The organism is Pseudoalteromonas sp. MM1 (genome assembly GCF_030296835.1).
Taxonomy (GTDB): domain Bacteria; phylum Pseudomonadota; class Gammaproteobacteria; order Enterobacterales; family Alteromonadaceae; genus Pseudoalteromonas.
Map to the genome: position 1 here is coordinate 1246470 of NZ_AP027922.1, position 12570 is coordinate 1259039.

Consider the following 12570-nt stretch of genomic DNA (forward strand, 5'->3'; position numbering starts at 1 on the left):
GTTAGAATGACGAAAAAACTGCTGCCATTATCTGTTTCACAGCTCGCACCGAGCATTTCTACTAATCACGTTAGCACGTGTATGAGCAATCCATACCCAGAGCAACTTACCTTTATAGGGCAACAACGTGCTCAAAGCGCCCTCGACTTTTCATTAGGAATGGATTTACCCGGTTACAATGTGTATGTAATGGGTGAGGCCGCGCATGGCCGATTTACACTCGTAAAAGACAAACTTAAACAACACGCAAAAGATCGCCCCACACCTAACGAGTGGTTGTATGTTAATAATTACGACGACCACCGCGAGCCAATTGCGCTATTTATGCAAGCAGGGCAAAGTAAGCAATTAAGTGACGACATAGACTCATTTTTAGATGAAGTACTCGACACCTTTCCGGCAGCTTTTGATAACCCAGCTTATCAACGCAAAAAAAAGTCAATCGAGAGCGAATTTAACGACGCTTACGACAGCGCTATTACCGCAGTAGAAGAAATGGCGCTTGAGCAAAGCGTGGCGCTAATAGAAGAGAAAAACGCCGTAGGATTTGCGCCTTTAGTTGAAGGCAGGCAGTTAAGCGATAACGAATTTGCCGCCCTAGATGAAGCGCTCCGCGATGAGTTTTTTGAAAAAATAGAAAAACTAGAAGATGCCCTAATAGAGGCGCTTATTGAGTTGCCACGCTGGAAACGCGAATCAAAAGAAAAACAGCGTAATCTAAAAAAAGCCACAGCCGAGCAAGCTACAAAGCCATTATTAAAAGATTTAGAGCATAAATACGCTGCACATATCGGTGTGCTGCGCTACTTAAAAGACATTCGCGTAGAAATAATTGATGCAGTACTTGAGTGGCTTGACGACGAAGATGAAAGCGAAGAAAGCAAAGAAGACTTTGACCGTAAAGGCATGCTTACCGACTTTTTTGCGCCTAATATTTTAGTTGAGTTTAAAGAAGACGATGCTGCGCCTGTGGTGTATGAGCCAAACCCAACGTTTGGCAATATATTTGGTAAAATTGAGTATTCAACATCGCAAGGCTCACTTATAACCAGTTACCGCTCTATACAGCCAGGTGCATTGCACCGCGCAAATGGCGGTTACTTAATTATGGATGCTGAAAAAGTAATGGCTAACCCACAAGTGTGGGATGGTTTAAAGCTTTCGCTTAAAACGCACCAAATTAAAAACGACCTACCATATCAAGACAGCTCAGTAGGCAGCAGCTTTACATTGCGCCCACAATTAATCCCTCTTGATGTAAAAATTATTTTATTAGGTTCGCGCGATTTGTATTACACCATAGGTGAGTACGATGAAGAATTTGCAGAGCTGTTTAGAGTCCTTGCCGACTTTGACTATTACTTGCCAAGCAGCGATAAATTACAGTACCAATTTATTACTAAAGTGAGTGAGTACTGCCAACAAACCTTAAAGTGCACAACCACAGAGGCCGCCATGGTGCGGTTACTTAAATTTAGCTACCGCCAAGCAGAGCACCATAATAAATTATCGGCCCGTTTTGCAGATGTACTTGAATTGGTGGCTGAGGCCAGCTTTTACGCCAAGCAAGATAAGCAAACACTAATTGATGCGCACCATATTGATGAAGCCATTGAAGGTAAGCAGTACCGCACCGGCCAAATAAGCGAAAACATGCTAAGCGATATAAAAGAAGGCCACACGCTTATTGCCACACAAGGCCAAGCAATTGGTAAAGTTAACGGCTTAACAGTATTGCACATTGGCGATACGTCGTTTGGTACTCCCGCACGTATTACCGCCACCGTATACGCAGGCGCCGATGGTGTAATAGATGTAGAGCGTGAAGCCGAGCTAGGTAAAGCAATTCACTCAAAAGGTGTCATGCTACTTACCGGTTATTTAGGTAACAAATACGCCCAGCACTTTAGCTTAACCCTAAGTGCCAACATAGCTATAGAGCAAAGCTACGGTTATATAGATGGCGACAGCGCTTCATTGGCTGAGTTATGTGCGCTTATTTCGGCTATTACCAGTTTGCCTATTAGCCAGTCTATTGCCCTTACAGGCTCTATTAACCAACATGGTGATGTGCAAGCTATTGGTGGTGTAAACGAAAAAATAGAAGGCTTTTTTAAGCTGTGTAAAATGCGCGGCTTAACAGGCGGTCAGGGCGTTATTATTCCTAAATCGAACCAAGTTAACTTAGTACTTGATGATGAAATACTTGAAGCTGTTGAGCGCGGTAAATTTAATATTTACGCCGTAGAAACGGTAGACCAAGCACTTAACTTATTAATGGATATTGATGCAGGCGATGTTATTGACGGGCAATACCCAGAGGATTCTGTTAACGGTATTGCTTTAGCACGCTTAAAAGACATAGCCGACATAGTTAATGGCGATAGCGAAGAAGATAAAGAAGCCGATGAAGATGAGGAAAAACACTAAATGATCAATATAATTTTAGCGGTGATCATCGCTATATTTTGTTTTTTAATTTTTCAAAATAGTAAAAAAGTAAAGCAACAAGCTGGCATTAATGCGCAAATTGAAGCCGACTACCTTGTCGCGAACGCAAAAGTAGAGGATGTAATAGAAACCGCCTCAGGCTTACAGTACAAAGTGCTGCACAAAGGTGAAAGCGAAAATACACCTAACCCTACTAGTAAAGTAAACGTGCACTACCACGGCACGTTAATTGATGGCACCGTATTTGACAGCTCAGTAGAGCGTAAAACGCCAATCAGTTTTGGTTTAAATCAGGTTATTAAAGGCTGGACCGAAGGCTTACAACTTATGAGCCCAGGCGATAAATACATATTTTATGTACCGCACCAATTAGCCTATGGCGAAAAGCGAGTGGGCAGTATTCCACCTGCATCACTGCTTATTTTTGAAGTAGAGCTTTTGGCTATTGAGTCTTAATTCAGGCACTCAGAGTTATTAACTTTATAAAACCCGCAAGCGTATCAGCGGGTTTTTTATTCTTAAATTTTGGTCATTTGCTCACCGTTGCTATAGAAAGCTTATTAAGCACCATAGATATTTTGTTAAGTACTTCTTCGCAGCCTTTTATATTATGGCGCTCTTGCAAATAAGTTGGGTTGTTATAGGCAAGCCATACTTGGCCGTTGTTGTCTTGAGATATATGTACTTTTTGCGGTAAATCTATCGCCACACTTTGCTGGCATTGCATTAATGGTGTGCCTACCTTTGGGTTACCAAAAATAATCACTTCACTTGGCGCTAATTTCATATCCACATTTTGAGCGTTTTTTTGATGGTCTACCCGTGCAAATATGGTTATCCCTTTGTTACTGGCTATTTTTTCAAAACGGTTTGCCGTTTCCTTTACAGAATAATTACTTTGAAAATGCACTAAGCTGTCATTGGCACTCACCACGCATGTGGCTAATAGTAAAATAACACCTAAAAATAGTCGGTTTAACATGGTTTGCTCCTCATGAAAACGGCTTACTAAAAGTATGAAAAATACACACTATCTGAGTTCTTTATTTGGTTCAACACTGCGCAAAGGGAATATGTATAAAACGTGAGCGAAAAAGTTTTTAAGTACCTATTTTAGTTGCGATTAGTTCTAAAAATAAGGATGAATATGAAATTATTTGCATTGCACATGGTAATGATAGTCGTTATCATTCGTGGCGATTTATACACCTCTTTTCAGGATCAACATGTTTAACCAAAAATATTTGGCGCTCAGTATTGCTGCGTCTTTTTCTGCTTTTTCTAATGTGGCATTTGCCGAGCAAAATAACGAAATTGAAACAATAGAAGTAACAGGCCGCGCTCAGCAGTTTTACCTCGAAACCGAAAGCAAAATTGGGACTAAAACAGATTTAGATCTTATTAAATTACCGCAATCTGCGCAGGTATTAACCGAGCAACTTATTATTGACCAAGCCGCGCGCGACATTACCGATTTATACCGCTCAATAGCAGGGGTAAGTGAGTACAGTTATTCGGGTGTTACTTTTCGTGGTTTTAGAGATGACGCTAACGTATTTTACGATGGCGTACGCGGCGACCCGTACTCGGGCTTTGGTGTGCCACAATTATTTAATGTAGCGCGTGTAGAAGTATTAAAAGGCCCAGCCTCTGCGTTATATGGTGGCGGTGAGCCGGGCGGTATGATCAACTACGTAACTAAAAAGCCAAGTTATACGCAAAGTAAAGAGCTAAAATTAACGCTTGGCAATTACAACACACGTGGTGCATCACTCGATATGACCGGCGGTTTAACCGACACAATGGCATACAGAGTAGGTGGTTATTACGAAGAGAAAGACAGTTTTCGTAATAATGCAGATTCAAAAAATACTGAGTTTACCGGTGGTTTATTATTTGATTTAACCGATTCAACCACACTAACCACAAGTGTTGACTACATCAAGCAAGACTTAGGCGGTAATCGTTTACGTGGTGTACCGGTCGATGACAACGGCAACTTTTTAGTTGACCCAAGTTATAACGCGAATGAAGCATTTGACTACCAAGACATGGAAGCGTTAGTACTGCAAGCCGAGTTAAAACATTACTTTAGTGATGATTTTTCTGTAAGTAGCACACTGCGTTACATGGATAACGAACGAGACCAAGCTTACCATGAGTCGCAAAGCTGGGTGGATGTAAACGGCGATGGTGAAGCAAATATTGACGATGAAACAATTGGGCGAGAGTACCGTAAGCAATACCGCGCCAACGAGGAAATTAGCTTAACGACTGACTTTGTTTACAGCTTTGAACAAGGCCAATTAACACACCAAGTACTATTTGGTGGCGACTATCATACAGTTGATACCGAGTATGATTATTCTCGTGCCCGCTTTGAGGCCGATGGCGTTGCTAATTTAAACATATTTAATTTAAATTACGGCGAAACAGATCCAAGCACTTACAACCTAACTGATTTGAACCGTGATGGCGTTGATACAGACCGATTTGGGCTCTATGTACAGGACGTAATAAGTATAAGCGAGCAATGGACAGTTATTGCTGGTTTGCGTTACGACCACTTTAAAGAATTTAACCAAGAAACGGGCTTTAGTTACTCAGATAGCGATGTAACACCGCGCGTGGCTCTAACATACCAACCTGTTGAAAACACATCGGTATACATAAATTACTCAGAAAGCTTTAACCCAGCATCATCGGATGATCAAGAAGACGTAGAAGGCGAGGGTAGTTTAACCCCAGAAACCGGTAAACAAACCGAAATTGGCATGAAAAACCAATGGCTTAATGGCAAAATTATGAGCACCTTTGCTATTTACCAAATTAATAAAGAAAACGTAGTAATGAGTAACCCAGACGACACTGGCGCGGGTGATGGCATTGCAGCGCTTTTAAATATTGGTGAGGTAGAAAGCCGCGGCTTTGAAACAACCTTAGTTGGTGATTTATCAGCGCATTGGACGATAACTGCAAACTACGCTTACAACGATACAGAAGTTATTAAAGGAGTCACGGGCGATACAGTTTCGAATACATTTGGCGACGGCTCGCGTTTTTCTAATGCACCACGCCATCAGGCTGGCTTATGGACGCGTTACGCTATTGACTCTATAGACTCTTCAATCGCATTTGGTGCTAATTACGTAAGCGAGCAGTTGAGCAGAGTAGGGCAAAAAGTTAAACCCTTTACTGTGTTTGACATGAGCTGGACTACGCACTTTGACGATGTGTTATTAAGTGTAAATATTAATAATATATTTGATAAAGAATATGCAGTAAGTGGCTTTACTGAGCGTAATGGCCACTTCCCGGGCAGCCCACGTGAAATAGTAGGCCAAGTAACCTATAAATTTTAAAGTAATTTAAGCGCGAGCTTATCTCGCGCTTATTTTTTATCGCTATTAAAATTAGCCACTTCTTGCACTGTGTTAATGGCTGTAATAAGAAAGGGGGTCACAATACCTTCTTGGTCGAAAGATCTGATCACCGCAAGGGCATTTAGTTCCATTTCTTATGTGCAGCTCAGGTTAATTAAATTTTGAATGATACCTATTGTGTTAAGTTATTAGACTATTTAGCACGCCAGAATGATTAAATATTTAAGTCGACTACATAGACTCAAGAGTTTCACCACGGGTTTCTGTAATGTATTTAGCCACAAAAAATATGCTAATAAGTGCCGATAAAGCATAAAAGCCGTATGCACCTGCAAGGCCAATATTAGCCAGCATAATAGGGAAGGTCATGGTAATGGCAAAGTTAGCAATCCACTGTGCGCTTGCAGCAACAGCAAGCGCTGCGCCGCGAATTCGGTTATTAAACATTTCGCCTAATAACACCCACACAACCGGGCCCCAACTTAAACCAAAAAATACCACAAATAAGTTAGCCATTATAAGCGCAAACGTACCCATGTTATCGCTAAGTGCAAGCTTGCCTGCTTCATCAAGGCCTGCGCTGCCAAATATATAAGTAAGCGCGCTTAAGCTGATAAACATACCAATACTGCCTACTAAGAGCAGTGGTTTACGGCCAATTTTGTCAACTAGGGCAATGGCAATAAAGGTCGATACAATATTAGTAGTACCTGCGAGTACATTTATAAATAGCGATTGCGACTCGTCAAACCCAGCGGCTTGCCACAGCTCAGAGCCGTAATAAAACACCACGTTAATACCTACAAATTGCTGAAATACGCTCAGCGCAACACCCACCCAAACAATTGGGTGTACTTTTTTACTGTTATCAATAAATAAATCACGAATACTTGGCTTTGTGTCGCTACGCAAAGAGCGTTTAACATCGCTTATTTGCGCATCAAGGTTGTCGTTCGAAATTTTACTAAATACCGATTTTGCATCGTCTACTTTACCTTGCGCCACTAAATAACGAGGCGACTCAGGAATAAACAACACACCCACTAAAAACAGTATTGCAGGCACAAGCTCTGCCCAAAACATCCAGCGCCAAGCGGCTATATCAAGCATTAAAATATTTTGCGCGCTGCCAGCTGCATCAGCAATTAAATAGTTACTTAAAAACGCAGCAAATAAACCTAATACAATAGCGAGTTGCTGTAGTGTAGCTAAACGGCCACGAAGGGCAGGTGGCGCAACCTCTGCAATATAAGCTGGCGCCAATACCGATGCAGCACCTATACCTAACCCTCCGAATAAGCGGTAAAAAATAAATTCAGCCGAGCTTTCGCTAATGCCCGACCCAAACGCGCTAATAGCAAAAATAATCGCGGTGATGATCATAATTGCACGGCGACCAAATTTATCAGCCAGCGGCCCTGCTGCAAGTGCCCCCACGGCGCAACCTAATAATACCGACGCTACATTAAAGCCCGTAGCTACACTGCTTGAATTAAAAGCATTACCGAGTGCCGACACCGTGCCGTTAATAACACCCGAGTCAAAACCAAATAAAAAGCCACCAATGGCAGCTACGGCCGATATAAATATTACGTAAAAAAGAGAAGTGTTTTCAGCTGTGTTGGCTGAGTGGGAAGGCGGTGTGTGCGTTGTCATTATGTGCCCTGAAAGTTAAATTGAATATAAAGGAGCATAATATCGTAAAGCGCTATGGCTGAATACATTTGTGCAGGTATAAAGGGTTTAGGGATATATATAACTTGTTTCTAAGGGTTTTGATGTAAAGTGCTTTTTGCAAGTACAGGAACTGACAACGTGAACATATTAAATTAAAGTGTCTACTTAGTTTATTGAGTACTAATTCTTTTTTGAGGCTAGATGGATGCTAGATATTGTTGCTACTAAGAACTTAAAGGCTGCCGCACACTTTACATTTAACAATATGAAACCCTATTACGAAATGTATGCGGTAGATTGGGATGTTGAAAACATTTATCAAGCAACCAAAAGCCTCAAAAATTTTGATATTTTGTGTAAGGGTGAACACATAGGTGTTGTGCGTTTATCGTATGAAGAAGGGCGTTGCCAACTTCGCGATATTCAGATTGCAGCTGCTTATCAAAACAAAGGCTATGGTGCTCACATTATTGCTAAAGTAGTTGATATAGCTCGTCAACAAAGTGTCAAATTAATAGACCTCAAAGTATTTCAGCGTAGCCCTGCATTTAAGTTATATAGCCGCATCGGATTTGCAGTCGATAGAGAAGATGATCGTTTTTACTACATGAGCTTGCAAGTCTAATAGCAACAGTATTATACCAATCCTCAAAATAGATCACTTAATTAAGCGGATTGGTATCAAAGAGACGCAAAGCACTTGGCTTTTGCGATTCTTTAGCTAACTTTAGTCAGTGCGACTGTATTGCATTATGCAGACATTAGTTTTTAGGAGAGTTAGGTGTACTTAATTGCCGTGTTTGGATTACTGATGATGTGTCTAAGCATTGTCATGATAGTTAACCCTAATTATTGGTCAAATGGGATCGTGACTTTCAGTAAAAAAAACTATTTTCATTGGTTTGAAATTATTAGTCGGTTAGTAACAGGGTGTGTATTTGTATTTTATAGCCAGGTTACTGTGTACCCTCAATTAATAGTAAGTATTGGGTACTTACTGATTGCGGTGGGTTTAGGGCTTGCAATAATAGGTTCAGTAAAACATCGACAATTTGCTGTGTGGTCTGCCCAAAAATTTAAAAGCACATTTAGGCCTGCAGGTTTTGGCTCTTTTCTATTTGGTGGCTTTTTGATTTACATAATTACGGTTAGTTAACATATTCCCCAGTTCCTGCTTCACACTTCAAAGTTCTCAAAGTACTCTTTTTGCAGATCTATAGTAAGCGCTTTAGGGCGAATGCCTTTTACTAAGTTATATGCCTCTTCTTTTGTATAACCTGCCGAATTTAAAATAAGTGCAGCGACCAACCCTGTGCGGCCAGTGCCACCTTTGCAATGTATGGCAATGGTTTGTTTTTGCTGTATGGCTTGTAGTATATCTGTTTTGTGGGTGTTCCAGCTTGATGTAAAAGGCTGTTTGGGTGCTTCGTCGTCATTTATAGGTAAATGAAACCAGGTTATATCGTGCTTTTTGCACTCACTATTAATTGTTTCTACGTTGTTTTTTTCAAGCTCCTTTTGCGGCATAAGCGAAAGCAACATATTAGTGCCGGCAGCTTTTAATGTAGCAATTGAATCCGCTAGGTTTTGTGTTTTTGTACCAGGGCAAGGCGTAAAAATAATATTTGCGCCGTTATTAAGTGATAAAACATCGTATGGGTGCGCGCTCATGGTAAGTCCTTTATTTTTAATAAATTTACTTTTATACGCTCACTATAGCGTGTTTTAGTTACAAGTTTAAGATTGAATAATAAGCACAAATGCTAGATACTGTTTTTATATACAGTTGTGGCGATGTTATGAAAAAAGAATTACCAGCAAAATACTATTTAGCACATTTTAGAGAGCTTATTGAGTTTGTAACAAGTAAATGTATGCATTTACTTGAGCCCAAGCACAGCCAATTTATTAGTAAAATTAACCAGCTAGATGAGCAAAGCCAATGCATGTTGGCACGTGTTTATTCGCGCAAGCCTTATTTAGTACAGGCGCAATCGCTTAATTATGAAGAAATAACCTCGCCGCATCAGGCTATTTATACGCTAAAAACAGCGGGTATTTTATATGAGCCAAACGCGCAGCATTACAAGCTTCTTATAGCGCATTTAACTAAGCCCATGCTGGTGGAGTTACTCAGTAATTACAGTGAGCAAGTAAGCTTTAAAAAAAGCGCAGCCAAAGGAGAGTTGGTCACTATTGCGTGCCAATTTTTTAGTGAGCGCGCAGATGATCTCGCCCCTTTATATAGCCAGTATGTCATTAATAATCGTGAAGATTATTACGAGTATTTTGAGTTTTTATTTGCAGGGCGCTTAAGTAGTGGCGATGTAAACCATCAAAACCGCTTTGTTATGCGAGATTTAGGATTAACCGCTACCCGCGAAGGGCACAGCGAGAGCTTGTCGCGCTTTAATACATTAGCTGAGGCGCAATCTAATTATGTTTTAAATCGTTACCGTTTAGCGTTTAAAAACATTGGCAAAACGGGCGGTAATGCAAAAGCTGAAACCTTGGATGACAAAACACCTTACATCGAGCTTGCGCATTTAGTTTTAGCGCAACCGGCGCACGGTGCACAAGCGCACGATATTAAAAACAAACTGCTGGTTAGGCTGTATAAACAACTTAAAAATACCGATAGCGAACTTGCCTTTAGCTTACTTGAAGGCTGCACCGATTACGCCGAAGCCCAAGAAATTCAAATAAGAGAGCAATACCGCTTAGGTAATAAAGAGTGGGTAAAAGCGCAGCTAGAACAAATAATAGAAAACCCGCTCACCGACGACCTACTGTACTTTGCTGACGACTTTTTAATGCGTAAGTTTAATAAACAAACGCGTTCGCGCTTAAGCACTATGCTAGCCGACACCCAATGTGTACTTGAAATTGACGAAATTTACCGAGGCGATGTAGAGCAAGGCGTAAATGAGCATTACACCGCAAAAGGGTTAACGGTTTTTAATACCGAAAACACCTTATGGCAAAGCTTATTTGGTTTAGTATTTTGGCACGAGCTGTTTATAGAGTCGCCTTACCCGCCGTGTAATGAATTTGATATTTACCCGCAAGTTTTACAACTTGGCAATTTTTATGAAGCACAAAGCACGCAAATTGACGCTCGTTTAAAAAGCTGCAGCACTAACCAGGCGTTGCTTAATTTGGTATGTAAACATGCCGCGCAATACTTTGAGCAGCCCAATGGTTTATTTAGATGGCGCAGCAATTTATTAGAGCCACTAGAGGCGCTTATTTTAAATAGCCCGCTTGAAGTGTTAATTGCGCACTTAACGGCTATGAGCAAACACTATTTACAACTAAAAGACGGCTACCCCGACTTAATGGTTATTAATAATGGCCAAGTACACTTTGAAGAGGTAAAAGCCCCTGGCGATAAGCTTAGGCGCAACCAACTTACTACTATTGATAATTTAAAAAATGTAGGCTTTACGGTACACATTGCCGCAGTTAAATGGTTTGTAGACCCTAACCGTGTTTACAGCATCGTTGATATAGAAACCACCGGCGGCTTAAAAGGCGGTAACCGTATTACCGAAATTGGCATAGTTAAAGTACAGCACGGTAAAGTAATAGATACCTGGACGACACTTGTTAATCCGCAGCGCCATATCCCTGGCTTTATTACTAAGCTAACCGGCATAAGCGATGGCATGGTTTACAACGCGCCTGTGTTTGCCGAAATAGCAAAGCCACTACTAGATAAGCTCGCAGGCAGTATTTTTGTAGCCCATAACGTAAACTTTGATTACGGATTTATTAAAAAAGAGTGCGAGGTTGCAGGGCACTTTTTTAAAATGCCAAAAATGTGCACCGTGGTTGAATCGCGCAGAGCGTTTAAAGGCTTAAAGTCGTATTCGCTTGGTAACCTTAGTGCGCATTTTAATTTAAATTTAACCAGCCATCACCGCGCATTGGCCGATGCAACTGCCACTGCTGAGCTATTATTGCTGATACAAAATAGTGAAACGCTCACGCAGTAGCGTATCATCTTGTTTATAAGTGATTGAAATTTAAATAATAAATGGTTTTATTGTAAATTTTTAATTTATTTTGGAATAAAGTGTTTTTGTAAATCGTCTTCTTTATGTCAATCCGACAAACTAGAGGACAAAACAATGACTAAATTAAATAAAATTGTAAGCGTAATGATGTTAAGCGGTGTGTGTACTTTTACAGGTGCAGTGCACGCCGCTGATATTGAACTATCTCAGTCAACGTCGGCGCAGCAACAAACATCTACATCTATTACGCTTTCACAAAACGGTTTAACAGCCAGTGGTAGCAATGACACAGACGTATCTAACGATACACAAGTAACGGCTGATGACTCGCAAAATACAGATTCAACGGCTAATAATACACAAACTCCAGCGCAAGAAAGCAGCGAGACCGCAGAGCCTGCAAGTTCATTAGTTACATCTGCCGACTCATCTTTAAATAATGCATTAAACACATCGGCTTCGTCTTTAAATGCCACAGGCAATACCGCAGTCGATACAGCGCTTGATACAACAGCGCAGTTAACCTCATCGGCGGGTAACTTAACAACCGCTGTGAGCCAGTCGTCATTACTTTCTGTTAGCTCTGAGCAAGCCGCTCAGCCTGATACTACTGATACACCAACAAGTGCCTCTTTACTTTCAAATGTGAGTAGCGCTACCGATTCAGTAACATCAGCTGATGCAACAAATGCGCTTAATGCGGGTGAGCTTACAAACCAACTAGCAATGACTAATACGGCTGCAAACTCAGTGAGTTCTGCACTGCAAGTAGGTGATGTAATTAATACCAGTAATGAAGTAGTAAGCAGTGTTCAGCAATCTTTAATTGCCAGTGTGCAAGATAGTACGGTTAGCAGTTTACAAAGCACGGTACAGCAAAGTGTTAGCGGGCAGGTGAGTGCGGCGGTCACTGATCAAATTAGTAACGATGTAGCACTTAGCACCGCAAGTGAAGTAGTAACCAACATTACTAACGATTTAGACCTAGGCCTTTAATACGCCACGTGTTTGCAAAAATGCCGAATAGGGAAACCTATTCG

The 12570-nt window shown here is 41.0% G+C and carries 9 protein-coding genes; 6 read left to right on the forward strand and 3 right to left on the reverse strand.

Going from position 1 to position 12570, the window contains the following annotated elements:
- Window positions 1–6: 6 nt before the first annotated feature.
- Together QUE46_RS05680 and QUE46_RS05685 are read left to right on the forward strand one after the other, a co-directional pair.
- Window positions 7–2430 carry a Lon protease family protein gene (locus QUE46_RS05680; RefSeq protein ID WP_286246613.1) on the forward strand — a complete coding sequence of 808 codons (2424 nt, stop codon included), beginning with the start codon at window positions 7–9 and terminating at the stop codon, window positions 2428–2430.
- A complete protein-coding gene (locus tag QUE46_RS05685) occupies window positions 2431–2907 on the forward strand; it encodes an FKBP-type peptidyl-prolyl cis-trans isomerase (protein WP_286246615.1) in 477 nt (158 codons plus the stop codon).
- A 73-nt stretch (window positions 2908–2980) separates the two neighbouring features.
- Here QUE46_RS05685 and QUE46_RS05690 read toward each other — a convergent pair whose 3' ends face one another.
- Complete coding sequence (locus QUE46_RS05690) at window positions 2981–3433, reverse strand: DUF302 domain-containing protein (RefSeq protein WP_286246617.1); 453 nt, start codon at window positions 3431–3433, stop codon at window positions 2981–2983.
- A 244-nt stretch (window positions 3434–3677) separates the two neighbouring features.
- On the opposite strand from QUE46_RS05690, the gene QUE46_RS05695 reads away from it, so the two are divergent.
- Window positions 3678–5813 carry a TonB-dependent siderophore receptor gene (locus QUE46_RS05695; RefSeq protein ID WP_286246618.1) on the forward strand — a complete coding sequence of 712 codons (2136 nt, stop codon included), beginning with the start codon at window positions 3678–3680 and terminating at the stop codon, window positions 5811–5813.
- A 252-nt stretch (window positions 5814–6065) separates the two neighbouring features.
- Here the strand turns inward: QUE46_RS05695 and QUE46_RS05700 are convergent, their stop codons facing one another.
- Window positions 6066–7490, reverse strand: coding sequence for a sugar porter family MFS transporter (locus tag QUE46_RS05700; protein WP_286246621.1), 1425 nt, complete (start codon window positions 7488–7490; stop codon window positions 6066–6068).
- 226 nt (window positions 7491–7716) lie between these two features.
- On the opposite strand from QUE46_RS05700, the gene QUE46_RS05705 reads away from it, so the two are divergent.
- Window positions 7717–8136, forward strand: coding sequence for an N-acetyltransferase (locus tag QUE46_RS05705; protein WP_286246624.1), 420 nt, complete (start codon window positions 7717–7719; stop codon window positions 8134–8136).
- A gap of 551 nt (window positions 8137–8687) precedes the next feature.
- On the opposite strand, the gene QUE46_RS05710 is transcribed toward QUE46_RS05705, so the two are convergent.
- On the reverse strand, window positions 8688–9182 hold the full coding sequence (locus tag QUE46_RS05710; RefSeq protein ID WP_286246626.1) for a dual specificity protein phosphatase family protein: 495 nt from the start codon (window positions 9180–9182) through the stop codon (window positions 8688–8690).
- A gap of 89 nt (window positions 9183–9271) precedes the next feature.
- Between QUE46_RS05710 and QUE46_RS05715 the strand changes: the two genes are divergently transcribed.
- Window positions 9272–11509, forward strand: a complete 2238-nt coding sequence (locus QUE46_RS05715) for an exonuclease domain-containing protein (RefSeq protein WP_286246628.1) — start codon at window positions 9272–9274, stop codon at window positions 11507–11509.
- Between the two features lie 135 nt (window positions 11510–11644).
- Window positions 11645–12526, forward strand: coding sequence for a hypothetical protein (locus tag QUE46_RS05720; RefSeq protein ID WP_286246630.1), 882 nt, complete (start codon window positions 11645–11647; stop codon window positions 12524–12526).
- Window positions 12527–12570: the final 44 nt, after the last annotated feature.

What these genes read in the sequence shown, in the direction of transcription:
- QUE46_RS05680 (WP_286246613.1), top strand. Translation starts at nt 7, where the DNA reads ATGACGAAAAAACTGCTGCCATTATCTGTTTCACAGCTCGCACCGAGC.
- QUE46_RS05685 (WP_286246615.1), top strand. Translation starts at nt 2,431, where the DNA reads ATGATCAATATAATTTTAGCGGTGATCATCGCTATATTTTGTTTTTTA.
- QUE46_RS05690 (WP_286246617.1), bottom strand. Translation starts at nt 3,433, where the DNA reads ATGTTAAACCGACTATTTTTAGGTGTTATTTTACTATTAGCCACATGC.
- QUE46_RS05695 (WP_286246618.1), top strand. Translation starts at nt 3,678, where the DNA reads ATGTTTAACCAAAAATATTTGGCGCTCAGTATTGCTGCGTCTTTTTCT.
- QUE46_RS05700 (WP_286246621.1), bottom strand. Translation starts at nt 7,490, where the DNA reads ATGACAACGCACACACCGCCTTCCCACTCAGCCAACACAGCTGAAAAC.
- QUE46_RS05705 (WP_286246624.1), top strand. Translation starts at nt 7,717, where the DNA reads ATGCTAGATATTGTTGCTACTAAGAACTTAAAGGCTGCCGCACACTTT.
- QUE46_RS05710 (WP_286246626.1), bottom strand. Translation starts at nt 9,182, where the DNA reads ATGAGCGCGCACCCATACGATGTTTTATCACTTAATAACGGCGCAAAT.
- QUE46_RS05715 (WP_286246628.1), top strand. Translation starts at nt 9,272, where the DNA reads ATGCTAGATACTGTTTTTATATACAGTTGTGGCGATGTTATGAAAAAA.
- QUE46_RS05720 (WP_286246630.1), top strand. Translation starts at nt 11,645, where the DNA reads ATGACTAAATTAAATAAAATTGTAAGCGTAATGATGTTAAGCGGTGTG.